The 23,737-nt window shown below is 41.1% G+C and carries 27 protein-coding genes; 2 read left to right on the top strand and 25 right to left on the bottom strand.

Translation table 11 applies throughout. The features are described from left to right. Positions 1 to 245 precede the first annotated feature (245 nt). Entirely contained in the window at positions 246 to 1,001 is a 756-nt protein-coding gene (locus tag MHB64_RS12085) for an MBL fold metallo-hydrolase (RefSeq protein WP_341134500.1), read from the top strand. 74 nt (positions 1,002 to 1,075) lie between these two features. On the opposite strand, the gene MHB64_RS12080 is transcribed toward MHB64_RS12085, so the two are convergent. The 19 genes from MHB64_RS12080 to MHB64_RS11985 form a co-directional block, all read right to left on the bottom strand. Then, positions 1,076 to 1,711, bottom strand: coding sequence for an NAD(P)-dependent oxidoreductase (locus MHB64_RS12080; protein ID WP_341134499.1), 636 nt, complete (start codon positions 1,709 to 1,711; stop codon positions 1,076 to 1,078). Positions 1,712 to 1,941: 230 nt separating this feature from the next. Next, a complete protein-coding gene (locus MHB64_RS12075; RefSeq protein WP_094871335.1) occupies positions 1,942 to 2,817 on the bottom strand; it encodes a VOC family protein in 876 nt (291 codons plus the stop codon). A 432-nt stretch (positions 2,818 to 3,249) separates the two neighbouring features. Then, positions 3,250 to 3,624, bottom strand: coding sequence for a hypothetical protein (locus MHB64_RS12065; RefSeq protein ID WP_094871333.1), 375 nt, complete (start codon positions 3,622 to 3,624; stop codon positions 3,250 to 3,252). After that, complete coding sequence (locus tag MHB64_RS12060) at positions 3,621 to 4,367, bottom strand: Type 1 glutamine amidotransferase-like domain-containing protein (protein WP_341134498.1); 747 nt, start codon at positions 4,365 to 4,367, stop codon at positions 3,621 to 3,623. The genes MHB64_RS12065 and MHB64_RS12060 overlap by 4 nt, the downstream gene beginning before the upstream one ends. A gap of 17 nt (positions 4,368 to 4,384) precedes the next feature. Next, positions 4,385 to 4,969: a GNAT family N-acetyltransferase gene (locus tag MHB64_RS12055; RefSeq protein ID WP_094878304.1), complete on the bottom strand. Its 585-nt coding sequence runs from the start codon at positions 4,967 to 4,969 to the stop codon at positions 4,385 to 4,387. Positions 4,970 to 5,018: 49 nt separating this feature from the next. Beyond that, positions 5,019 to 5,753 (bottom strand): metallophosphoesterase family protein, encoded by a 735-nt coding sequence (locus tag MHB64_RS12050; RefSeq protein ID WP_094878303.1) that lies wholly within the window; start codon positions 5,751 to 5,753, stop codon positions 5,019 to 5,021. A 232-nt stretch (positions 5,754 to 5,985) separates the two neighbouring features. Then, on the bottom strand, positions 5,986 to 6,408 hold the full coding sequence (locus MHB64_RS12045; protein WP_094871326.1) for an Rrf2 family transcriptional regulator: 423 nt from the start codon (positions 6,406 to 6,408) through the stop codon (positions 5,986 to 5,988). 122 nt (positions 6,409 to 6,530) lie between these two features. Continuing rightward, positions 6,531 to 7,406, bottom strand: coding sequence for a YitT family protein (locus MHB64_RS12040; RefSeq protein WP_179283763.1), 876 nt, complete (start codon positions 7,404 to 7,406; stop codon positions 6,531 to 6,533). Positions 7,407 to 7,641: 235 nt separating this feature from the next. Continuing rightward, positions 7,642 to 8,724, bottom strand: coding sequence for a nucleotidyltransferase domain-containing protein (locus tag MHB64_RS12035; protein WP_341134497.1), 1,083 nt, complete (start codon positions 8,722 to 8,724; stop codon positions 7,642 to 7,644). A gap of 84 nt (positions 8,725 to 8,808) precedes the next feature. Beyond that, complete coding sequence (locus MHB64_RS12030) at positions 8,809 to 10,113, bottom strand: alkaline phosphatase family protein (RefSeq protein ID WP_094871322.1); 1,305 nt, start codon at positions 10,111 to 10,113, stop codon at positions 8,809 to 8,811. Further along, a complete protein-coding gene (locus tag MHB64_RS12025) occupies positions 10,110 to 11,369 on the bottom strand; it encodes an MFS transporter (RefSeq protein WP_094871320.1) in 1,260 nt (419 codons plus the stop codon). Before MHB64_RS12025 ends, MHB64_RS12030 begins: the two co-directional genes overlap by 4 nt. 108 nt (positions 11,370 to 11,477) lie before the next feature. After that, on the bottom strand, positions 11,478 to 12,302 hold the full coding sequence (locus MHB64_RS12020; protein ID WP_094871318.1) for a hypothetical protein: 825 nt from the start codon (positions 12,300 to 12,302) through the stop codon (positions 11,478 to 11,480). A gap of 24 nt (positions 12,303 to 12,326) precedes the next feature. Further along, positions 12,327 to 12,908, bottom strand: a complete 582-nt coding sequence (locus MHB64_RS12015) for a DJ-1/PfpI family protein (protein WP_094871317.1) — start codon at positions 12,906 to 12,908, stop codon at positions 12,327 to 12,329. A gap of 16 nt (positions 12,909 to 12,924) precedes the next feature. Beyond that, positions 12,925 to 13,671, bottom strand: coding sequence for a type I methionyl aminopeptidase (gene map / locus MHB64_RS12010; RefSeq protein ID WP_094871315.1), 747 nt, complete (start codon positions 13,669 to 13,671; stop codon positions 12,925 to 12,927). Between the two features lie 32 nt (positions 13,672 to 13,703). After that, entirely contained in the window at positions 13,704 to 14,624 is a 921-nt protein-coding gene (locus MHB64_RS12005) for a hypothetical protein (protein WP_341134496.1), read from the bottom strand. Positions 14,625 to 14,989: 365 nt separating this feature from the next. Further along, positions 14,990 to 15,622 carry an SGNH/GDSL hydrolase family protein gene (locus MHB64_RS12000; RefSeq protein WP_094878295.1) on the bottom strand — a complete coding sequence of 211 codons (633 nt, stop codon included), beginning with the start codon at positions 15,620 to 15,622 and terminating at the stop codon, positions 14,990 to 14,992. Between the two features lie 159 nt (positions 15,623 to 15,781). Further along, positions 15,782 to 16,960: an NAD(P)/FAD-dependent oxidoreductase gene (locus tag MHB64_RS11995; protein ID WP_042126690.1), complete on the bottom strand. Its 1,179-nt coding sequence runs from the start codon at positions 16,958 to 16,960 to the stop codon at positions 15,782 to 15,784. 39 nt (positions 16,961 to 16,999) lie between these two features. Next, a complete protein-coding gene (locus MHB64_RS11990) occupies positions 17,000 to 17,443 on the bottom strand; it encodes a DUF1641 domain-containing protein (protein ID WP_094871310.1) in 444 nt (147 codons plus the stop codon). A 223-nt stretch (positions 17,444 to 17,666) separates the two neighbouring features. Then, positions 17,667 to 18,506 (bottom strand): DUF2785 domain-containing protein, encoded by an 840-nt coding sequence (locus tag MHB64_RS11985; protein WP_341134495.1) that lies wholly within the window; start codon positions 18,504 to 18,506, stop codon positions 17,667 to 17,669. A 263-nt stretch (positions 18,507 to 18,769) separates the two neighbouring features. Here MHB64_RS11985 and MHB64_RS11980 point away from each other — a divergent pair, with 263 nt between their 5' ends. Continuing rightward, positions 18,770 to 19,387 carry a nitroreductase family protein gene (locus MHB64_RS11980; RefSeq protein ID WP_094878781.1) on the top strand — a complete coding sequence of 206 codons (618 nt, stop codon included), beginning with the start codon at positions 18,770 to 18,772 and terminating at the stop codon, positions 19,385 to 19,387. A 108-nt stretch (positions 19,388 to 19,495) separates the two neighbouring features. Here MHB64_RS11980 and MHB64_RS11975 read toward each other — a convergent pair whose 3' ends face one another. The 6 genes from MHB64_RS11975 to MHB64_RS11950 all read right to left on the bottom strand — a co-directional run bounded on the left by MHB64_RS11975 (position 19,496) and on the right by MHB64_RS11950 (position 23,636). Then, complete coding sequence (locus tag MHB64_RS11975; RefSeq protein WP_094871307.1) at positions 19,496 to 20,116, bottom strand: hypothetical protein; 621 nt, start codon at positions 20,114 to 20,116, stop codon at positions 19,496 to 19,498. A gap of 171 nt (positions 20,117 to 20,287) precedes the next feature. Continuing rightward, positions 20,288 to 21,334 (bottom strand): DNA polymerase III subunit beta, encoded by a 1,047-nt coding sequence (gene dnaN, locus MHB64_RS11970; RefSeq protein ID WP_341134494.1) that lies wholly within the window; start codon positions 21,332 to 21,334, stop codon positions 20,288 to 20,290. Continuing rightward, positions 21,335 to 21,670 (bottom strand): hypothetical protein, encoded by a 336-nt coding sequence (locus MHB64_RS11965; RefSeq protein WP_341134493.1) that lies wholly within the window; start codon positions 21,668 to 21,670, stop codon positions 21,335 to 21,337. It abuts the gene before it with no gap. 176 nt (positions 21,671 to 21,846) lie between these two features. After that, on the bottom strand, positions 21,847 to 22,332 hold the full coding sequence (locus MHB64_RS11960; protein ID WP_341134492.1) for a DUF3888 domain-containing protein: 486 nt from the start codon (positions 22,330 to 22,332) through the stop codon (positions 21,847 to 21,849). A 60-nt stretch (positions 22,333 to 22,392) separates the two neighbouring features. Beyond that, positions 22,393 to 23,355: a phosphotransferase enzyme family protein gene (locus tag MHB64_RS11955; protein ID WP_341134491.1), complete on the bottom strand. Its 963-nt coding sequence runs from the start codon at positions 23,353 to 23,355 to the stop codon at positions 22,393 to 22,395. Continuing rightward, on the bottom strand, positions 23,352 to 23,636 hold the full coding sequence (locus tag MHB64_RS11950; RefSeq protein WP_341134490.1) for a hypothetical protein: 285 nt from the start codon (positions 23,634 to 23,636) through the stop codon (positions 23,352 to 23,354). Before MHB64_RS11950 ends, MHB64_RS11955 begins: the two co-directional genes overlap by 4 nt. Positions 23,637 to 23,737: the final 101 nt, after the last annotated feature.

Genomic DNA, 23,737 nt, shown 5'->3' with positions numbered 1-23,737 from the left:
ATCAGCTCCCATTTTTTATTTGATTATTATACCGTAAAGCTTTGGGCAAGGGAAAAATTTAGAAATAGAAGTTCTCATAATAATGTCCCCTAGAAATTACACAAAAAATACATCAGATGAATATTGACAAAAATATTTATTTATGTTATAATTATAAATTACACTATTGAAATTATATTTTATTTTAAGTATTATATGCATTAGCCTAACGGCATCGCTCTTATCATCAATCACGGAGGGATCTTATGCATATTGCTAGTGGAATAGAAATGTTAGAGATTACAGCACAGGTTATGGGCGGGAGTGACACGATTTACCCCACACTGCTCTGGGATCACAATTCTGCTGTACTCGTAGACACTGGATTTCCGGGCCTGCTCCCAAAATTCAAAGAAGCTCTAAAAAAAAACCATGTATCTTGGGAACAACTACGCACCGTAATCATCACACATCAAGATCTAGATCACATCGGGAGCTTACCTGATCTACTGTCAGAAGAATGTCTTGAACTGACAGTTCTGGCTCACGAAATCGAGAAGCCTTATATTGAAGGAGAGCGAATGCTCCTTAAACACACCCCTGAAGCTTTAGCTGCGGCAGAAGCCATGATCCCCCCTCATGTACCAGAAAAATGGCGCCGCGCATTCCTATCCGTGTTATCTCATCCCCCTAAAGGAAAAGTAGATCGAACCATAGTAGACGGGGAAATACTACCTCTTGCCGGTGGAATTACGATTATCCATACACCAGGACATAGCCCTGGACATCTGAGTCTATACCATCATGATAGCCGTACGCTAATTGCAGCGGATGCTCTTACCGTACAAAGCGGTGAGCTGCACGGCCCCACGCCTTCGGCAACGCCTGACATGAAGCAAGCTTTATCCTCTCTGACGAAGTTCGCCGAGTATGAAATTGAAACGGTCATTTGCTATCATGGCGGAATTTATCGCGGAAACGCAAACAAACGGATTGCTGAAATTGCGGAAGCAAGAGAATAAACTGATACAAGAAAGCAGAGCCCTGATCTGGCTCTGCTTTCTTTTTATACATAGTCCCTACTCGTTATACTCACTTATGATTCCGAAACCACTGTAAACCGTTCACGAATATGCTGCGGCTGTTCAATTTCATCTACAATAGCAATCGCATAATCTTCATAGCTGACATAGCTCTCACCCTTGGAATTCACAAGCAGATGATCTTTGCCTTTCACATAAGAACCCGTTCTAGTCCCAATTGCAAAATTAGCGGATGGACTAACGAAAGTCCAAGACAGCGAATCTGTACCTTGCAGGATTTCCAGGTTCTTCCCTTGATTCATAGCCGTTGGCTTGATAAAGTCAGGGAAATCAGGAGTATCTACCACTTTAAGCGTCTTAGCCTCATCTACATATAGACTTCCCGCACCTCCAACTACAATTAATCTTATATTAGGGGCATCCTTTAATGCTTCAATAAGCACATTTCCGGCATCCACATGCAGATGCTCTTGTCCGAACGGTGCTCCAAAAGCATTCACAACAACATCAAAACCCTTCAAATCTTCAGCGGTAAGTGCAAATACATCCTTTTCGATGACCTTTGCCTTACTAGTTGCAACTTTCGATGCATCCCGTACAAAGGCTGTAACTTCATGGCCTCTATCTAACGCTTCCTGAGTGATTCGACTTCCGGCTTTACCACTTGCTCCAACAACTGCGATCTTCATAAGCTTGTCCTCCTGTATATGTTTACGATTTTTTTACTGTAGTATTTATATTAAGGAGCTCCTGAACGATGCTTCGGTCGATATCCAGATCTAACTTTCTCCCCAGTTCGTACATTATTCTTAAACGCACTATTCAAAATGATCGTATGGAAGAAGATTTCATCTCCACATAATGTGTTCTCATAGGCCCTTTTGAATGATTCCAACAACCCTTATCCATTGGTGATTAGTTATTTGGTATGACTTTTCACTATAAGTCTGATTCCAATATTCCACGGATCTTTGAATGTAGGGATTCCATTCTCTTCTACAACGGTGTAACCCGCCTGCTTAACACGCTCCACTACAGACGTACGCTCCGCTTCATTCGGAAGAAGTAAGGTGAAATAATCAATTCCTACTGCATCTGCAGGTGCCACAGGTGCGCCTTGCCCCGCCCATATATTCAATCCAATGTGGTGGTGATACCCACCTGCAGAGATAAACATTGCCGCACTGCCATAATTAGCCACTAGATCAAAACCAAGCAAACCAACGTAGAACTCCTTCGCCTTAGTTAAATTACCCACATGAAAGTGTACATGTCCGATCACCGTTCCAGCTGGAAGCCCGTTCCATTTCAACCCTTCAGAAGCCGCCAACAAACCATCTACATCCACTGGGTCCGTTGTCATCATTACATGCCCTTCCGCATCATACTTCCATGTATCCCTAGGACGATCTCGATAAATTTCGATTCCGTTGTTATCCGGGTCCTGAATATACAGCGCTTCACTCACCAAATGATCTCCCTGGCCCACTTCAATTCCCAAAGCGATCAAATTGCGCACAACGAGTCCCAAGCTAGGACGATCCGGAACAAGAATAGCAAAATGATACAGTCCAGCTACGGAGTTTGGACGAAGCACCCTTGCATTCTCAATCTCCCGCAGAATCAATAACACATTCTGACCATCAGCAGTCATTTCCACCTCACGGCCAGATTGCCGCAGAACACTTAACCCCACTACGTTCTGATAAAAGGTGAGCGAACGCTCTAAATTACTTACTCTAATTTGCACCAGACCAATCTCTACGTCCGGATGAAGTGTTGTTTTAGTTGTCATTATGTTTCCTCCCACTATTCCTGTAACTTAATCAGTTACAAATTAACTATCTTTAGTATAGTTACCTTCTATATGTTTGTCAATTACCAACAAAAAAATCATGCTGACTGATTCACAGCCAAACATGATTCATAAGAACACTTCATCCATTTACTAATAATCATCTGTTATATTCAAACAAATTATTCTTTTGCCGATTACACCCTCTCTGAATTTATATTGAATTCTTCGAACATGCTTCTTCTCCATCACAAAAATAACATCCGCCCAGCCCACATGCCCCTCAGAAAGTTTGATTCTCTGTTCCAGCAGATCTCACATCATGACCATCGATTCCTTGAAATATCTTCTCTGCAGTTAGACTTGCCAGCGATTCTGACTGCACACAAACAGTAGTTTAATTGAGAGCACCTTCCTTATCCGAGTAAAACCTTATTTCGTTTGTCCGTTTAGATAAACCCTCCTATTTAAGGAGGCATCCGAAACCCAGGTTGTTAATAAGTCTTTGTTAAAAAGATATTCATTACCAACTCTGATGTAAGGAAACATAGTTCCTTGAAAAATGCCCGATCTGCTTAAATTCTCATGCTCCGTTTTAATAATATTCATCACTTGATCTTCAGTCATATTTAAGTATAAGGCCGTCTCTTTAATATCGATCAAAAGCTTATCTGCCGTTACTATGGATGGCGTCTGGTCTTGATCAACTTCCAACTCTTTATCGCCATTAGTTATTAAACATCCAATAATAAATGAAACTCCTAGAATAAGACTCGCCACGATCATTGAGATTTGATTAGACTTCATTGATCACCTCCACCATACACTTCTTGAAGTGGTCTGTAGCTTGGGTGTTCTTCGATTTGCGTAACGACAACACCTTGCTCCGAGTCCATCACGCGGTAGGCCTTAGCTTCTTCTCTGGACGACATCACCTTATATTCATAATCCTTGTAGATGATGGCACAGCTATTATCCACTGCGATTCCGAGCAAACCTCCGTCTTTTACCATACGCGAAAAATCCTCAACCCGAATATCCTCATTATAATGTGGACAATGAATACCTGGCAGAATCCCCATCGCTTCAAGCTTAATATATTGCCAGTTTCCTTGGTCGTCGAACGCTTCAGAGTCACTATGCCCATAGTCAAACCAGCAAATGGAACCTGCACTCAGCCCTGCTAATATGGTCCCAGCGGTGTATGCTTCTTTTAGAAGCACATCCACGCCGGTATTTTTCCAAATTTCAAGCATCTTTCGGGTATTGCCTCCACCAACATAAATCAGATCAGCGGATATAATTAACTCTGCGATTTCTTCATGGGTATTGGTTTGGCTCACAAGCAATAAATGACTTGTTTCACATCCTAGAATCTCGCCATACACTTTGTTGAACGTATCACAATAACCTGGTGCATCACTGCTAGCTGTTGGTATGAATAACGCTTTCGGATTAGCTTTCTGGGTTAACTTCACAACTTCACGATCCATTTCAAGCGTTTCTAGATCGATTAACTCCCCCCCGCCGATTACCACGATAGTCCCCATAATTCCCCCTACTTTCACTAGGATCTGTTTTTTCCCTTTCCGTATTCCTCTGCTAAAATACTGTAAATCTCCAAATCAATGAGCCCTTTACCTGACCATACATGGGCTTGTCTTAACGTCCCCTCTTTCATAAAGCCACTTTTCAAAAGGACCCGCTTGGACCGCTCATTAAAAGGCATGACTTCAGCTTGAATTCGATTGACCTCTGCCGTCTCAAATAAATATTTTTTCACCGTTTCAACGGCCTGAGTTGCAATCCCTTTTCCCCAATAAGACTCCGCCAAAAAATAACCAATCGTGACCATATCCACTTTTTGATTAAAATCCATAGCTTCGATAATACCTAGCAGTATGTATGGATTATTTTTACGGAAAATTCCCCACTTCACTCTTAACCCTTTATTAAAATCACGCTCGAAATGTCCGATCATATTCTTTACTGTATCTTTATTATGTTTCGGAATGATTCCGCAGTACTCAAACACTTGATCATTGCTATAAATACCAAATACCTCTTCAAGGTTACTAACTTCAATTTTTTTGAGGATCAGTTGCTCTGTTTCTAAAATAGGGAATTGCTCAAACACCTGACTAAGCTTCAATACGTTCCCTCCGTTACTTTTTGATGGCATGAATTAAGGTTGCCTTAAATTATCCCCGACCATTCCCTCTGTACTGCGCAGTTCTAAGCTCTCGAATATAGGGCTCTGTGGCTGGCATAACCGCATCTATGGCTTGTTGAATGGCTAACTCAATATCATAAGGAACTCTTACAAATTGTATATTCAAAGATGCTGTTGTCAGGCCCCCATACTCCCCCTCCAAAATCACATATGATGCCTGAGTGACATCAAGAGGATTCCCCACACTGCCCACATTAAATAAAGTCTTCCCTTCTAAATGTTGAATAAAAGCATTGTGAATATCCCCATAGCCTACGATATCCGCTTGTCGTTTCTCCTGACAGAGATCGGAATAACCAAACATAGACAATCGCTTTTCGTAATCATCCCAAGGCTGAATCCGTTCATAGTAACTTCTTGGCGAAGCATGAAATAATCGGATAAACTTACCACTCATCATAAACTCAATCGAGAACGGTAATGTGCCTAAATAAGCCAAACGGTCCTTCCCTAACAATTCCCGGCACCACCGGGCCATCTCAAAATCAACATCCTGATTCATTAGATCATCCCAGTTTCCCATAACACTGATTTCACAATTGTTCTTAATGATATCAACGGCTAGATCTGAATTCGGCCCTTTTCCAACAATATCCCCTAGGCACAATATCCTGCTAATTCCACGCTGCTTAATATCCTCTAATACGGCTGTCAAAGCCGGGACATTCCCATGAATATCTGAGATTAATGCGATCTGTTCCACTGTAAATCCTCCGTTCATTTTTCCACTTCACCATCTTAGAGTTTCCCTATATGAAGTATTATCTGTTTTCTGCCTTCTAAATACAGATTCTATGATTACGCCCTACTTCCCTTCTTTGAGTCACTACTCTCAATCCCCGAAATGGCATGAAAGATATATTTCTAATAAAAAAAAGACCACAAGCATGTTAGCACATGTTGTGGTCTTCATTCTAAGTTGCGATATGAGATGGTTATATTTCAGGCATTTCATTCACAATCTGCTCCAAAGTAACCTCTTGAAGGACATTCTCCATTGCCTTTTGCGCGAGAGAGAATACGGGTACAATGGCGCTGGCTATATTTTTGCCGACTGGACATTCAGGGTTAGGGTGCTCATGAACTGAGAACAACGAATCCTCCTCCACCGCGTTTACTGCCTTATAAATCTGAAGCAGTGTAATCTCAGCGGCACTACGTGACAGCGAGGCTCCTGCGACTCCAGGGCGGGCTGTTACCAGTCCTGCTTTTTGCAGCATACTCGTTAGCCGGCGGATAACTACAGGGTTCGTGTTCACACTACCAGCTATCCACTCCGAGGTACTTTTGCCCTCTTTATTACTGTCGATTAACGTTAATATATGAATGGCTACCGCAAATCGGGTGCTAATGTTCACTATAAATCTCTCCTTCTGCCTTACTGTCGTACAATTAACAAGTGCATTAATCAGATGCAACAATAATAGTTACATTTTATGCATTTGTCAAACACGGAGGAGATGTCACTTCAGGATCGTAATTAATGAATATTATGCTTTTTGAAATTACCGCCCTTAACTTCTGCAACATCATATACTACGACAAAAGCGTTAGGGTCAATTTCATGAATGATTTCTTTGATTTTGCTTTCTTCCAGACGGTTAATTACACAGGTGATTTCTTTGAATTGTTCATTCGAGTAACCACCGTAAGCATCTGTATAGGTTGCCCCGCGACCCAATCGGTCACGAATCGTTTCTACCATGATTTCCGGCTGAACGGTGATGATTTTAAACGTTTTAGAACCGCTCAGTCCTTCTTCAACAATATGAATCACTTTAGAAGCAATAAAATAAGCAAGTGCGGATAGAATCGCCCCTTGTAGACCAAATGCAGTTGAAACAACAATAAAGACAAACATGTTTAGGAATAAGATTAGATCACTTGTCCCAAAAGGTATTTTTCGTGAAAGCAATACAGCCAACATGTCGATCCCATCTAACGCCCCACCATTACGTAACGCTAAACCCATACCAAAACCGATGATAATCCCGCCTACAACAGTAATTAATAATGTATCCCCTTCAATAATCGTTGGCACATGGTGCATAAGACTGGTACCAATAGCTAGTGAAGCAATACCAATAATGGAATAAATAGCAAAGCTTTTACCAATTTGCTTATATCCCAGCCAAACAAAAGGGATGTTAATTATAACAATTAGCAGCCCTAACGGTAATCCAAACAGCTGTGAGCCCACGATACTTAGGCCTGTCACACCACCATCTGAAACATTGTTAGGGATTAATACGGACTCCAGACCATATGAAGTAATAAGTGCCCCTATAATAATTAATATGACTTTTGAAAATATCTTCAGTTTATTTGATTTTTGATGCTGTCTTATACTATGCATTCCATTTCCCCGCTTCAAATTAGTTTTTTATATCACTGCAAGTGAATAACATCCACTGGACAAAAGCCGATAAAAAATAGTCTATAATAAATGTCACCACTTTTGCAAATCAGTCGCCGCTAGTATACTATCGATTATTTTACCCAGATGACTTAAAATAATTTTATCGTTCCATAAAAAATGAAAAAACCAGACTACGAAAATTCGTAATCTGGTAATCTGGTATTCTTATCTATCATACCTTCATATATTCGTTATATAATTCCTCAAAATTATCGTATCGCTCAACTTTCCTTCCTACCTTATTGTATTCTTCCAAATATTCATCCATGACCTGCAGGAACTGCTCTTTAAATAAATGCAGATGATCTGAATCAAAATACTGCATAAGATCAAACTTTTTTGTTCCCCTTGATTCTGTCATTTCATCAAGAAAATTTTGTGTGCCCATGGCTGCATAATAAGCATAAGATTTATCATTTGATTCCACACTGGCTATAACCTTATTACGACTGTTACACCATAATTCCTCATAGCTGCCACCAAGATTATCATAGGTTGGAATAGGCTGAATCACAAAAGTCTTATACATTTTATTATATAAATTATTAACGCTTTCTAAAAATCTATAGGATGCACTTCTGATTTCAACGATTGTCTTCGCATCAATCACAGCTAAATATCTATTTTCAAAATCATCAGGAATATACCGATACGTAGCTATTTCCTCCGGATATCTCTTAAGTCCCCTTTTAAAATAGGTATTGTTCAAATGTGTTAGCGCATTCACCAAGTTGTATACAACTTCGCTTGAAGCATATCTCACTGCTCCGATATCTTCAAAAAGTAATGTATTTGTATATTCTTGCTTTGCTATGTCTATACTCTTTTTCGCTCTACTAATACATTCACTCCCTATAGGCTTTGCCAAAGCATCGAGTGCTCTTTGTCTATATAAATTTAGCTTTTCCAGATATTCAGGTTTCGCACAATATAACAGCTCTAGATCTATTAGACACGAAATCATCGGACTCTCAAGATTCGCTTGTTCTTCTATCCTTGTTTCCCATGGCGTACAGTATATGTCGTAGCCAACATCCTCCAAAATAAAACATGAAGATATCCCCCAGCCTTGGGCCGTGTTATTAATTATGATTAGATCAAGATCGCTTTTTTCATGAAAATCTCCGGTACTGAAAGAACCTGTAAGCCCAATGATTGCAATGTCATCAGGAAAATCTCTCTTAGCACGTTCAATAACCATATGAATAAGTCTGTCATTTTTATTTAAAATTTTTTGTCTAATACCAGCATCCATATCCAATTCACCTCTAAATTCAATTTAATTCCATTGTATATGGATATGGCTCAAGTAAATATTCCGACTTTATATATATTCAATCTATACCAAGAAAATTTCATCTAAAACTCTTCCGTCACAAGGCTTAAAATCAATCCCTAAAATCTTTGCCATCGTAGGAGCTATATCTACCATTTCCAGATCCCCTATAGGAAAATCACTTTTCACCTTATTCCCTGAGATCACCAAGTTGCATCTATAATCCTCTTTATTGGGAGAGTAGCCATGCGTAGCATATTTAATCCCTTGTTTGTTCAAATCAACAATCGTAGGTTCGTCCATGCTCTCATCAAAACAATAGCCTCTCCTAGCTTCAAGCATATATTTAGCAGATGGGCCCACATGAAGTTGATTCAGCTGCTCTCTAGTATACATTTCCTCTATACCTGAAGCGTCATCATTCATATATTCCTGAATAACAGCTAACGCTAATTGTTCAGCTTCTTCATCACCTTCTTTAATATGCAGATAAGCGGCTCCGCCCCCACACTGAAAGTAAGCCCTCCACTTCATTTCGCCGTTATCTTCATAGATCAACCCTTTTTCCTGCAAAAGGTTGTTCAGATGCACTTTATACCTAACATTGAACTGGCCATGGTCACCCAATACCAAAAAAATCGTATCCTCCTTTATTCCGGCATCATCCACTGCTTGCATAATATCACCTAACCGTTTATCCATACGTGTGATTACCTGCATCACTTCATCGCTGTCAGTGCCGTAGACATGCTTGGCGTCATCCAGATCAATCAAATGCATCATAAGAAGATTTGGCTTTTTGCGCTTAATCGTTTCTATCGCACACTTTGTCGTGAAGTCATCCAGATAGGGCTGCTCAATCCCTTTTCGAAGCCGGCCGTATTTCAGCTCCATTTCGATACAATATAAGGGGCTCCCGCTTTTCAACACCTTCAGTGCCTGGTTTTCGTTATTGATGGCTCTGATTTCAGGGATATTGTATTGGATGGAGGATTTCCCTGATACCGGCCAGAGGATTCCAGAGGTACTCAAGTTATGCTCGCGCGCAGCATCATAAATCGTAGGCACCTTTATCGCATTTCTAAACCAGAACCAGCTTTGCTCCTTTTCCTTCACAAACGGCTGAAACGGATTGTTATGATGGATACCATGCTTATCTGGATATACACCGGTTGCTATCGTAGTGTGCACCACATAAGTGAGCGTAGGATATACACTTTTTAATTGATTACTATGTGCTCCGCTCTTTATCAATTTCGATAAGTTTGGAAGACGGCTGGCCATTTCCCATTGATCTTCTGAAAAGGCATCGTAAGAGATGACAATCAGATATTTGGCCATTGCCGTTTGTTCTACGCTTGACTTCATAGGATAAGTCCCTTCGGTTCATCTTGTTCAAGCTGCTCTTTAGGTAAAGTTATAAATACGAAGAATCCAATAATGAATAGTGGAATAATCGCTAAAATACTAAATTTAGCGTTGCCTGTCAGGGTAGTCGTTAAAGACATTACAGCAGGACCAACAATCGCCGCAAACTTGCCAAAGATATTGTAAAACCCAAAGAATTCATTGGATTTTTCCTTAGGAATAATCTTAGCATAATAAGATCTGCTGAGCGCTTGAATCCCTCCCTGGGCAGAACCAATTAGCGCTCCCAAAATAAATATATGCCACACTGAAGTAATAAAGTAAGCCGCGATACAGGAAATGATATATGTAAAAATCCCCACAATGATCATCGTTCTAGCGGAGTATTTTTTAGCGAGATTACCGTACAGGATAGCACATGGAAATGCGATAATCTGGATCACTAATAAGATTCCCAGTAGAGTAAAGGTATCAAAAGCATCCGCACCCAGAACCGATGTCGCATAGGGTACTACCATTTTAATAATGGTATCTACTCCATCAATATAGAGAAAGTAGGCGATCAAGAATACAAATACTACTTTATGCTGTCTGACATTTTTAAACGTGTCTCCTAGTCTTTTAAAGCTATTAATGATCGGTTTTGGTTCAGGTTCTATGTAATATCTTTGCTGCACATCCTTGATCATAGGCATGGTCAGCAGTCCCCACCAAAGGGCGGTGATTATAAATCCAATCTGATAGCCAATCGATTTATCCATTCCCATAAACAGAATCAGCAGTAGGCTAATACCGAATGGAATGACGCTGGCGATATATCCAAAAGCAAACCCTTTTGAGGATACCTTATCCATTCTTTCATCCGTGGTTACATCCACCAGAAAAGAGTCATAAAAAATATTGGCCCCGGCAAAACCTATGACTGACAAAATATAAAAAACAATCAATAACTGCCACTGCCCACTCGCGGGTGCAACGAAAGCCAGCGAAGCAGTAGCTATTACGCCGATCAATGAGAAAAATATGAAGAAGCGTTTTTTCTTATCCTTATAATCTGCCATCGTCCCTAAAATCGGGCTAAGGATAGCCACCAGAATACTCGCTATGGAATTAAAATACCCCAAATCCATGCTGCTGTTAACATTCGAAAACATCCCAAAAACAATGGGCAGTAAAGCCGTTGTAACTGCCATCGAATAAGCCGAATTTCCACAGTCATATAAAATCCATGATTTTTCCTCTTTACTTAGTTTCATCTAACAGCCACCTTTTCACCTAGTTCCTTCAGTTATATCACTTAAGCATATGTGGCATGTTAAATGTATGTAAAACTACACTTCATAATTCCAATGGAGATCCGATCCTCATGTTCTCTCCTGTATTGTCAAACTCTTGAGGATCTCAGCAACTTGTAGAGCATACTTTTTACTCAAACGTGACTTACCAAGATTACTCTTCACAATCTTAATAATCCGGTGATCAGGGCTCTTAGCGAATTTCTCCAGCATGGCAAAACCCGCTTCAGGTTCACTCGCCACAAATACACTTAAGCTGTATTCAAGTCCCTTAGATAATACACGAAAATGCTCAGCTTTCTCATATTGCACTTCCCCACTCCCCATACTCTCGATGATTCGAGTAGCCAACTGAAGACAATAAAGCGTATTCTCTTTCTTTTTTAAAAGAGGAGGATGAGCTAACGCTGCTACAAAAGCTCGTTGTTCAAACCCATTCGCACCCTCCTCCCACATGTCGATCAGCTGCCTGACAAGGGCAAAATCATCCTCCCCTATACTTTGCAGCGCCATAGCAGACGCTTCACGCATCCTCCACCTGGAGTCGTTCATAGCTGTCTTAATGATGCTCTGAATCATAATTTGCTGATCTTCTTTAGCGTAGCTGTAATAAGCACCCAGCGCTCTAACCGCACAAAACGGCAGAAACTCACGGGGATCATTCACCCCAGCTTCTGCCTCTGTAAGATTAGCCCATGAATTAAGAAACTCCCAGTCTGTTTCTGTTAGTTTAGGATGAGCGAAATATTCGGAAAAATTTCCTGAGAGCTCCAAATTCACTCGCGGCCCGGGAAGATTGCTCTCCTTCATCAGCAAATCTCTAAGTTGTACCCACTGTTCTGTATCGCTTACCCATTGCTGAAACAGCATAACCATCATTTTTTGTCCAGCCATCTCTGATCCCTCCGGTATTTAACTTCAGATTCGAACAATCCCCTGCATCTCGTATGGATAATCAATCTGCTTTTTTACCGAATTCTTTGCTGCTTCTCCAGCCAAGTGTGAAATCAGATATAACCCCAGATCAATGGAAGTGGAAACTCCACCACCTGTAATCACATTACCATCATGCACAATACGGGTCTCTAAGACTTCTTCACAGTAAGGTTTTAGTAATTCATAGGCAGATGGATGGGTAGTAGCTTTTTTTCCTTTTAGCAGCCCCGCAGCCCCAAGCAGCAGTGAGCCTGTGCAGACGGATACCTTATAAGGAACATTGTGAGCACCTGCAATCCACGATACAAAAGCTTCATCATACTGGAGTTTACGTGTCCCCATTCCTCCAGGTACAAATACCATGTCATACTCCGAAAGCACTGGCAGCACTTTTCCAGCTTTAACTGTGAAACCTAACTCATCCGTCACTTCCTCCGACGCTGCACATATATCCCAAGACAAATTTTTGCCGATTTCAAATTGCCCCAATCGATAAATAACATCATAGAACCCCGCAAAATCTAAGAACGTAATCCCGTCAAAAAGTATAAAGGCGATTTTCAATTTCGCACTCTCCTCTTTATGGATTGGTTAGGATAATAGGCTCACCTTTAGTCACAATAATCGTATGTTCAAACTGTGCTACCCGGCCATTGTCTACGACACTCAGTGTCCATCCATCCGACTGCTGCTCCACGTAATCTGCTCCAGTAGAAAGGAAGGGCTCAACCGTAATCACCTGTCCCTCTTTTAACACTGTAGTCACTCTTGGATTGTAGAAAGGTAAGATTTCAAATGGCTTCTCATGGAGTGATTTGCCAATCCCGTGGCTGCACAGATTACGTACCACTCTATAGCCGCGTTTTCGAGCTTCGAGTTCCATCATTCTGCCAATCTCATTGACCTTCATCCCTGCTCTCAGATGATTGATCACGCTCATCATAGTTTCCTCTGCACTCTGGCATAGACGAAGAATGTCATCATTATAAGGTGGTAATTGAAAAGAAACTCCGGCATCCCCATAATATCCATTTAGCTCAGCAGATACATCTATATTGATCAAATCACCAGCATTAATCACTCTAGGACCAGGAATCCCATGTGCAACCTCTTCATTCACACTGATGCAGGTGCTGCCTGGAAAATTATACGTTTTCATCGGGGCTGAAGATGCTCCGAATTCCGCTAGAATTTTAGCTCCAATGCTATCAAGCTCCGCTGTTGTCATACCTGGAGTTACTTTCTTTTTCATCTCGGCGATGGTATGTCCTACTACTTTCCCTATGGCTTTTAGCCCTTCTAAATCTTGTATGGTATCACTCGTCATCTATCACACATTCCTCTCACTTCTGGTATGAATCACTTGTCTAACTTCTGAAATGCACTTCCATTCCACTGAAAAATATCTTCCATCTGTTTACCCGCTACATTATCGTAATAACTTCTCTTGAAGCTATGATCATCCACTTTATCAAGCTTTATCGAATACCCCTTAGGACTGCTGATAAACAAATCAGAGTCTGGTTTGGTCTCTAATTCCTCTATACTGTTATTTTTCCTAAGCGTAAACAGCTTATAGAAGTAACCGTTACTGGATCCGTACTGACCAATCGTAAAATCCGGATCACCGTCGCCATTATAATCCTCAAATTGAATTTGAAAAAAATCATTAAATATTAAGGGGTCCTCAAAATGTTCGCTGAGCGGAAAACGATACAAAGTTCTTCCTTGATCATCGATAAGCGCAAGCCCAAATCGGCCACTCCAATTCCTTCCCATCAACGGACCTGGTATTGTCCAATCCTCACTGTAGGTTCCATCTAAAAGCTGCAGATCCAAGAATTCGGCTCTAGTAGTGACCGAAGAGAGGTCATTATGTGATATTGTTACTGGCCCTTTAACCTTGACCGGAGACTCCAACGACTCCGTCTGTTCAATGTTCGCCTTATCTGCTGCCCCAAAAATGAGTTTCCTTAATCGGTCCGAATTCTTCACCGGAATAGAGTAGCCCTGACCACCATTCTCGGCTGTAGTAAATACTCCTCTATAGCCGGGTTCATCACCTATTGCTATGTAATAATCCTTCGAGTAGCCATCACCGTAAACAAGCTTCATTTTAAATTCAGGAGCCCAATCCAGCTCTCCCAACAATTTATTGCTCTTGTTCATAGCTTCCGCAAGTGTCTTAATCAGAGTGGAGTCCTTCAGCATCAGGGTCTCAGAATATTCTGATTGGTCAGCTTGATTCTGATCACTGGTTGTTACTGAGGTTAATGACACTCCGGTGATCCACCTGGCATTTATGAAGCCCACATCATTCTTACATCCACTTAACAACGTAACCACTACCAACGATACAACACACAGTAAATGCCTAATGCGGACCGCCTCCAAGAAAAGAAACATAATCCAATTATAACAGCGTCCATAAATATAAAGAAATCGGCTTTCCGAACCGTTACAAGCATAAACGCTTTCGCATCCCTATAGGGGCGACAAGTGTTTATGCGAGAAATATAAGGATAATTTATAACATGGAACATATAAATTCTTATATTTTTAAAAAAAAGACTATAACCTGCTCCTTTAATGAGTGGTTCTAGTCTTATAGAATCAAGTAAATATGTAGTGATACGATCAGACGATTAAGCTTGAATTGCGCCTACCGTCTTAAGCCAAGCCTCTGCAATAAGCGCATGACCCGCAGGTGATGGATGTACTCCATCCGGAGCCCAATAAGCAGGTTCTGCTTTCACGGATGCCGCAGCAAACAGGCCATCCAGCGGAACAAGCAATGCACCATATTCACGTGCCAGTTCACGAACAATGTGAATTTTAGGGTCCAGATCCTGGCGCCAGGTTTTACGATCTTCTGGGACAGGCAACACGAATGGCTCGATTAAGACTAATTTAGCAGCCAGCGAATGCTGCGTGCGTTCGATCAGGTCACGATAGGCAGCTTCAAATTGTTCAGGCGTTGTTTCCTGACCAGAATCAAAGCGGCGCCAAGTGTCGTTAATCCCAATATATAAGGATACCCAAGTCGGCTTCAGATTCAGGCAATCCTTCTCCCAGCGTTCCTGCAAATCTACTGCACGGTTTCCGCTAATTCCACGATTATAAAACGTAAGATTCTTCTCAGGATATAAATGCCCCAGACGAGCGGCGATCATCAATGCATAGCCTACACCAAGCGATGACGCATCTTCATAATTGCGACCCCAATCCGTTATACTGTCGCCTTGAAACAGAATGACATCGTTTTGTCGGAATAACATCACGTAATCCTCCCCTATTTCCACTGTTAATATTAGCCAATATAGTATATCAAAAATGATTACTACGTACCAGGACAATCATTAACAATTCATGGTAGAAACCACTAGAGATCAACAAAAAAACCTGCTCTATTTAGAGCAGGTTTTCCAATAATACAATTAATAAGCTAAGCTAAACAATCCTTTAATGTGAGACAAGTAACGAATATTACTTGCTTCCTTCATCAAGGTTGCAGGCAAGCCTTTTAGCGGTGTTGAGCTAGCACCAACAATGGCTACACCGTCTTTACGACCCAAGCTGGCAAGCGTACCTGAGTTGATCGGACTAAAGGATTCAAATGATTTATCCTTCAAGTATGCATAAAGATTGTACCCGATCAATTCACCCATTTGCCAAGCGATTTGTGCAGTTGGTGGATATGGACGACCATCTTCGGCAAAGACAACAGCGCTGTCGCCAGCAACGAATACATCCTTGTGAGATGTGGATTGCAAGAATTCATTTACCGTTGCACGACCACGGTTCACTTCAAGACCGGATTCACCAATCAGTGGATTTCCTTGTACGCCGCCAGTCCATACGAAGGTGTTAGCAACAATTTTTTGACCATCTTTCAAGTCAATGACATTATCCGCTACATTCGTAACAGGTAGACCTGTCAAGAATTGAACACCACGTTTTTCTAAGCTAGCCACTGCACGTTCGATCAGTGCATCTGGCAATACTGGAAGAATCTTAGGACCTGCTTCAACGAGCATCAGTTTAATTTCTTTAGGATCTACGCCATATTTCTTAGTGAGTGTTGGCAACACATCAGCGATTTCACCAACAAGTTCAACACCTGTTAAGCCACCGCCGCCGATTAGGATGCTTGCATCTGCTGGATTCTTAGACTTCGCATATTCACGGATACGCTCATCAATATGACGATGAATTCTGTTAGCATCCGCTGCCGATTTCAATACCATACTGTATTGCTCAAGACCTGGAATGCCGAAATAAGCCGTAGTGCTTCCAAGACCCACAACTAGAGCATCATAGGACAATGTCACACCATCAGATAGTGTAATTTGTTTGTTCTCAACAGAAAAAGAGTTAACCTTTGCGATTTTCAGGTCGATATCTTTGCCGGCAAAAAGCTTAGCCAGTGGCATAGCAACAGCACCCTCTGCAACACTACCCGCTGCAAGACGATGTAATTCTGTAATAATTTGATGTGTAGGATATTGGTTAACGACTGTAATTTTAGCTTCGTCTTTCTTCAGGTACTTGCGTACAGTTAAGGCGCTTAGTAGACCACCATAACCTGCTCCTAGAATGACAATATGTTTAGACATGATGTTTCCTCCGTCCTTACGAATGAGATATAAAAAATATTATTTCTGCTGACTGCGTTCGCCGGCGACTTGAAGATAAGCATTTACAAAACGGAAAAGCTTCTGTGCTTGTGGATCTTTAAGCATCTTCATTAGACCAAATACACCGATCACTTCTTTGCTTTCATTCGCACGATCTTGCGCTTCGATCACTGTAGCTGCCATATTCTTCGCCGAATGCACCACAGGTTCAGCAAGTTCTTTAATTGCACTTACCGTATCACTTTTCAAGACTTCATCCGCAGCGACAGTTTGAACAAAGTCATATGACTTTGTGAGCACGCCGGCAAGCTCTGTTAATTTTGGCAACTGTTCCACTAGAACCGTTAACGATTCCTGAACTTCAGGTTTCAATAGCTGCTCCAGAACATTCATTTGTTCTTGAGTGACAGCTAATTTTGGTGATTCTTGTTCAGGGGTTGTTTGAGTGATTGTTTCTGACATATCCGAATCTCCTCTGCAAATAAGCTTTGCTGCTTAGTAGTAATAAAAAAATAATAACTTGTGACGCCATATTTCTATTATAGCACTTATCAAGTTATAAATGTCACAAAGTTTTTGAATTTCTCTAAAGTTTTGTGATTTTTATTACATTAAAACGGGATAGTTAAAATTCTTGATATCATTTATACACATTTGATTGAGTAAATGCTTATTGAGTAAATGCTTATTCAGTAAATTCATTCAGATTCATTTCCGCCTTCAATATAACGGATACCAAATCCGGATTCTTCTTCGGAAGCAACCTAAAATAAAGTGAACGAAGGAAATTCTTTGTATTCACACGAGCCACATACTTGTTACGACTTCGCGGCCACCCTCCGCATTGTTCCAAACTTCCGATCCAATCCACTATAGACAGCTCTGCAAGTAAATGATGATCTATCATTGTAGCTACAATCGTAGCGATCCGTTCATCCTCTTCGTCGCTAAATATGTACTGATCGTTGTAAAGCATCCTTTGGATGACTGCCAGAACCTCTTCCCGGATCGTTGCATCACTCTCTGAGCACAGTACCAGTTCATCCAAAGCATCTGCGCCATGGGCCGCAGCGTGTGCCCAGCCTGCTTCAGGTGTAAATCCTCGTAAATCTTGTTCTTCCTCATAATATCTAATTAAGGATTCCTTCACATTTGTAAACGCAGCGCTATCTAACAACCCCTGTTCCCTATGCCGCTGAAGAATAAGCGCAACGACCAGTACAGAAAATGTTCTGGTGAACACAGCCGGATCGTCCTTACTGCCAATGTGATAGAACAAATGCTGCTCATCAAGAAGAATCAGGAGCAGCTCACGAAGCTCCGCATCACTAAACCATTGTTTCTCGTTAATCCATTTGTAGAAGGTGGAATAGATCAAGTCATCACGTAGTTCCGGCTGTGGATCTCCTATATACTCAAGCATCAACTTCACATAATCCCTTAATTGCTCCCCACTTCTAAGCTCGTAATCGTTCTCTTCAATTCTTTGCAGGTCTATTATCAACTGCGCTCTAATATCGTTCAACATTCTCACCCTTTCATTAATAAAAGCAATTTAAATTTTTCATATCCTAATATCCTAATTTACATCCCAATATTTTACAACGTAGTATTTATTCTTCGACACTCCAAAGTACTTCGATAGCTGAATGTAAATGAAGTGAATTTAATCATTGACGAATATAATTAACTGTGCTATTTTGAGTTAGTAACTAATAGTTAGTTCATTTATAAATATCACCTATTTATAATTAACAAGCAAATACATAACATATGGAGGAATAACTCATGAGCACTTTTACAGATTTAATTGAATCCCGCAGGTCTGCTATGAATTTTGTTGAAGGGGTGAAGATCCCTCAGAATGAATTAGAGGAAATGTTCTCTTACGCTAGATTGGCACCATCGGCTTATAATCTTCAACATACCAATTACAAAGTGGTTTCTGATGAGAATTTAAAAGAGGAGATTCGTAAGGCGGCTTACGGTCAATATAAAATACATTCCGCCTCAGCGGTAATTGTAGTACTCGGAGATAAACAAGCTTATTTGAAAGCTCCAGAAATCTACGGTGGACTTAAAGCTTTAGGGGCGATGAGTCCAGAGGATTATGATGCAGAGATTGAAACGATTAACAATGCTTACGCAGGAAAGGATGCTTTTCAAAGAGATGAAGCGATACGAAATGCCTCCCTGTCTGCCATGCACTTTATGCTGATTGCCAAAGATAAAGGCTGGGATACCTGCCCGATGATCGGCTTTGATCCGGAAGCCATTCAATCCACTTTAAATCTACCCGATCATATGGTACCGGTTATGCTGATTACAATTGGCAAAGACAAGAAACATAAAATCAGACCACGTGGCTATCGTAAGCCGGTCAATGAATTCGTTGAATTTATCTAAGGGTTACAGGAAGATATCGATAGATATAACAAAAGCGTTTCATCCGATATTGAAGTTCGGACGGAACGCTTTTTTTACTAAGGATGAGGAGCTTAAACCTCTTCTCCACTACTTAGCATACTGAAGAATTGCAATCGCTGCTCGTTCCCGTCGTTCGGCGCTCTCACTAACAAGAGCTTCCTTCAAAATATCGAGCGCCATTGATAATGTCTCTTCATCCACATGCACTCGATTAATCACCGCTTGCTCTGAATCAGAAGAACCTGTAATCCACAGATCCACACGAGCACTAGGCATCGGCCCCTTATACTGTTTAACTATCCCACTATCGCTAAGAAATTCTTTTACCTCTACGTTTAGATCGGTTATAGGAAGACTTTTCAGCCAAGTTACACCACGTCGATGGCATGTACCGAGGTCTGGCGCGTCAAATAATTCATTGTAAAAATAATCGCCAAGATCACCTAGATGTACCCAATCTCCATCACACACCAGCACATAATCACCATCCTGCATCGTATGTACGAACAGATGAATGGCTTGTAAATGTTCTGTAAGCTCCAACTCACTGTATCGGTATGTATGAATCATCCGATCGCGGAGCTCCACTTTACTGATGTTCTCCAAATCCCCTATTCCGGGATATCCGATACTCACATAATTATCCTCTAAAAATGTCGTGATTCTTTCGGTCCCAAGCGGCTTTGATCCCATCTGAAACAGATTCACAGATCATCCCTCCAAGTAATTAATATAATATTTTTCAACGAAAAGAACTCTTCTTAGCAAGCTCATATGACTATCCTCCATCCTGCGTCCTCATTGGTGTAATTAAAAAAAGTGTGGATGAAGTCATGTCTACAGGCTGTATCACCAGTGGTCTTTCTTTTCCAGCAAACCTTATGATAAGCGTCTCACTATCAATCGCCCGAAGGATGTCTCTGAAATATTTCCCGTAAAAGCTGCTCGAAAATATTCACCTTCTAGATACTCCAATGGAATCTCCTCTTTTGCCTCACCTACGTCGGCGGTCCAGGATATTAAATGAAGTATACCGGAGGGAAGTACACCGAGCGTTACACTTTCACCAGCCAATATAGCAATACGTTCAACGACAAGCAACAAACGCTCTGTATTAACAATCACTTCGGAGAGGTACACCTGCGGAATTAAATGATCGACAAAGGGATATGTGCCCTCTAATAGCGCAGACTGAACCCTCAAGCCATCAGAAATAAATCTGATTTGTTTCTGACCTATCTCGATTTGGGTGCTGCTGCCCTCATTATCGTTTATCATTTTTAAAAGATCCTGAAGAGTGCTGCCCGGTATAATGACATTTAAAGGACTTGCTTCGTAATCTTCTACGTTTTCCACAACAAGCTGAGCCAGGCGGATGCCATCAGTGGCGACTACGCGAATATTGTGATTATCTATTTGAAGTAAAACTCCTGTGAGTACAGGTCTAGTTTCCAACGAAGAAACCGCAAAAACCACATGTTTAAATATTCGCTTCAAAAGTGTGTTCTTCATGCGTATCTTTTGGATGTTTGGATGATCCATGTAATGGATTCTTGGAAATTCTGCAGTGTCCATCCCGCATAAACGAAACTGGGTATTGCCCGATTGGATATTTAGAATCAATGTCTCTGCGATTTCCAGGCTAATTAATCCAGGGTCAAGCTTGCGGATGATCTCATAAAAATAACGTGCGGGCACTACGATCTCACCTGATTTGTGTACAATCATCGAATCCATCTTCACAGGAAGCTTATATTCAATGGTCATTCTTATATTGCTGGCTGTTAAAGTCAGACCCTCCGCTTGCGCCTGAATATGTATTCCGGTAAGAGCACGTGAGGAACTATTCGCGGTTATAGCTTTTAAGGCTGCTTGTAGTGCAGTGCTGAGAGAATCTTTTGACACATGGATTAGCAAAGATTTCACCTAACTCTCCTTAGATTCCTTTGCAAAATGCGCCTCAATAATGTTCCGAAATACCTGGGAGCGAGATACGTTCTGTTCCTCACAAGCCTGCTCTATCTCCTGCCAGATGTTTTCTGGAAGCGTCAAAGAGACCTTTTTAGTTATACCGGTGCTTTTTCTGCCAGCCCCTTCCCGAAGACCTCCCCTCGTAAAAAGAAACCCTAACTGCCCGTCTTTAGTAGCTACGCCTACCTTAACTTTATCCTTAGAGCTACTTGTGATATCGCTTGTGATTTTAGATTTGAATTCACTTAAAATTTCATCGCTGTGTTCGTCTTCGAATTTATGATCAATCAATCCTTACACCTCACACTTTGAATTTAGTAACTAAAATCAATATAACTACTATTTTCATAATACCATACATGGCAATAATCCACCACCGCTCTAGACACAAAAAAACACCCCATAGATCGGAGTGTGGTTAGCTGGGTAAGCGTTCGAAATTGTGATTGTAAGAGTTAATTACCGCCCTACCTCAAGATATTCTGGTAATTTGGTGAAAGATCAGACTTTCTCGGGTCTCTCAAATGCTTGAATGATTCTAACTTCACCTTAGGACCAGGAGTGATTCTAAAAGTCATAGTATCCTCTCCGACGGAAAGATGTGGACCCACTGTAGGGTGTATGTTGAGTGTAATTAAGAAATCGAACCGACGAAACCCATTCACTCGCTTCATATCAGTAACGTCCACTAAATAAGGATAGACAGTCGGAGTTATCGTTAGAAGTGGCGCATAAATCTCAGCCATTTTTTTCTCAATATAGGGTAAAAGAAAGAGCATCATTGTGTCTTTATACATGAGCTCGCGGGAATCCTGATCTGGAAGCTTCGGTTCCGAATCAGATCTGGACGGAGCCTCGGCTGGCGGTTGAACAAACCCATTAGCGGAGCAAGGTTGTTGCCCCAGCAAGAACATCACTGCGATAAGAAGAGGAGCAATCCAGTTTTTTTTCATCAAAACAGCCTCCTTAGGGAACTTTTAATAAATTCCCCAATGAGGCCCTATTTTTATACGCTAAATCTCAATGGTGTTAAAAAGGAAGGGAGCTCCCCTAAGATAATTCCTTAGAATCGCTTGCGCATAAGGCTGTTCTGCTTTCAGTCCCTCGGTTTCTCTAGGGTCGGGTGCGTGATGGCAATAATTTTCGATCATAACCATGACCATAAAATTCTCTAAAGTCTGAAACCACTCCCCATCAAGCTTGGCCACACTTTCGTAACCCCTAATGACCAGTTCTCTTTGTAAAGGATACAGCCCTAGAATGGTATGTGCCACATCATAAAGATAATATCCCCAGCCACATCTTCCGAAATCAATCGGTCGAGGTTCACCCTCTTTAAATATGATGTTCCCTTGATGTAAATCACCATGGATAACCCCATATGTCCTTCTGTTCTTATTTTTGTGCTGCTTGCTTAACCAGCCGTATAATTTCTCAGCCGCAGACTGATACCTAACGAACTCATCATCCGAAAGAAAACTAGGGTAGTGCAGCTTTAATCGGAGCATTGCTTTTCTAAAGCTATGTTCATCCCACACGGGACGATTAAAACCTGGAGGTAACTCAAGCTCCTGTGCCGCTTTATGTAGCTCGGCTAATAGAACGCCTTCTTTGTAAATTTGTTCTTCGGTAAGTCTTTCGTTCGCATGTTCACCTTCAACCCAGCGCATTAACGATGCATATATACCATCCCCATTACCTTTCTCCACTTTGAACGTAACAGAACCTGTTCGATCATGAACCCCTTTCGGCAGGGGGACATCCATTTTGCTCGTCAAAAGCTCCAGCCAAGCGATTTCAGAGTTAATTTCCTCTTTAGATCTCCCCGAGTGAAGACGCAGCAAAAAAGTCCCCTCTTTATTGGTCTCTATTACAAAAGTGAAAGTGTCCGATCGTTGGTTGAAACGAATCTGTGTCCAATCGAGGTCAAAGTGCTGGAGCGCCATTAAAGCTGCTTGCTTATAATTATTTCTCATCGCAATGGAATGTACACATCAACCTCATCAGGCCATGTAGGATTAGCAAACTGATAAACTTCAATCGCCAGTGCACGATCATTACTTTGCAAATCGTTTTCCCTTACATAACTATGAAGAACCTCATAGGAATCACCTTTGGATTTTACATGAACATACTGCTCTCGCTTCATCGCTTCTACTCTTTCCGTCTCGTCCCCTACAAAAGAAGAAGTAATACTCAAGCCTATTAGCTTCATCTCCGGTAATTCGAGCACTTGAACTACACCTTCATCCATCATGAATAATTCATCCCTTCTATGATTACTTAAAATGAAAATATCTGAAATAAATATTTCTCTTGAAAATAATTTCAGAAAACTAAATAATATAAAGCAGTACT

This window comes from Paenibacillus sp. FSL K6-2859 (assembly GCF_038008265.1).
GTDB lineage: Bacteria > Bacillota > Bacilli > Paenibacillales > Paenibacillaceae > Paenibacillus_AQ > Paenibacillus_AQ nitricinens.
The sequence above is the reverse complement of the archived record's forward strand: the minus strand, read 5'-3'. Positions and strand labels throughout refer to the sequence as shown.

Coding starts and splice junctions, on each gene's coding strand:
- MHB64_RS12085 (WP_341134500.1), top strand. CDS start 246: ATGCATATTGCTAGTGGAATAGAAATGTTAGAGATTACAGCACAGGTT.
- MHB64_RS12080 (WP_341134499.1), bottom strand. CDS start 1,711: ATGAAGATCGCAGTTGTTGGAGCAAGTGGTAAAGCCGGAAGTCGAATC.
- MHB64_RS12075 (WP_094871335.1), bottom strand. CDS start 2,817: ATGACAACTAAAACAACACTTCATCCGGACGTAGAGATTGGTCTGGTG.
- MHB64_RS12065 (WP_094871333.1), bottom strand. CDS start 3,624: ATGAAGTCTAATCAAATCTCAATGATCGTGGCGAGTCTTATTCTAGGA.
- MHB64_RS12060 (WP_341134498.1), bottom strand. CDS start 4,367: ATGGGGACTATCGTGGTAATCGGCGGGGGGGAGTTAATCGATCTAGAA.
- MHB64_RS12040 (WP_179283763.1), bottom strand. CDS start 7,406: ATGCATAGTATAAGACAGCATCAAAAATCAAATAAACTGAAGATATTT.
- MHB64_RS12035 (WP_341134497.1), bottom strand. CDS start 8,724: ATGGATGCTGGTATTAGACAAAAAATTTTAAATAAAAATGACAGACTT.
- MHB64_RS12030 (WP_094871322.1), bottom strand. CDS start 10,113: ATGAAGTCAAGCGTAGAACAAACGGCAATGGCCAAATATCTGATTGTC.
- MHB64_RS12025 (WP_094871320.1), bottom strand. CDS start 11,369: ATGAAACTAAGTAAAGAGGAAAAATCATGGATTTTATATGACTGTGGA.
- MHB64_RS12020 (WP_094871318.1), bottom strand. CDS start 12,302: ATGGCTGGACAAAAAATGATGGTTATGCTGTTTCAGCAATGGGTAAGC.
- map (WP_094871315.1), bottom strand. CDS start 13,671: ATGACGAGTGATACCATACAAGATTTAGAAGGGCTAAAAGCCATAGGG.
- MHB64_RS12000 (WP_094878295.1), bottom strand. CDS start 15,622: ATGTTATTCCGACAAAACGATGTCATTCTGTTTCAAGGCGACAGTATA.
- MHB64_RS11995 (WP_042126690.1), bottom strand. CDS start 16,960: ATGTCTAAACATATTGTCATTCTAGGAGCAGGTTATGGTGGTCTACTA.
- MHB64_RS11990 (WP_094871310.1), bottom strand. CDS start 17,443: ATGTCAGAAACAATCACTCAAACAACCCCTGAACAAGAATCACCAAAA.
- MHB64_RS11980 (WP_094878781.1), top strand. CDS start 18,770: ATGAGCACTTTTACAGATTTAATTGAATCCCGCAGGTCTGCTATGAAT.
- MHB64_RS11960 (WP_341134492.1), bottom strand. CDS start 22,332: ATGAAAAAAAACTGGATTGCTCCTCTTCTTATCGCAGTGATGTTCTTG.
- MHB64_RS11955 (WP_341134491.1), bottom strand. CDS start 23,355: ATGAGAAATAATTATAAGCAAGCAGCTTTAATGGCGCTCCAGCACTTT.
- MHB64_RS11950 (WP_341134490.1), bottom strand. CDS start 23,636: ATGATGGATGAAGGTGTAGTTCAAGTGCTCGAATTACCGGAGATGAAG.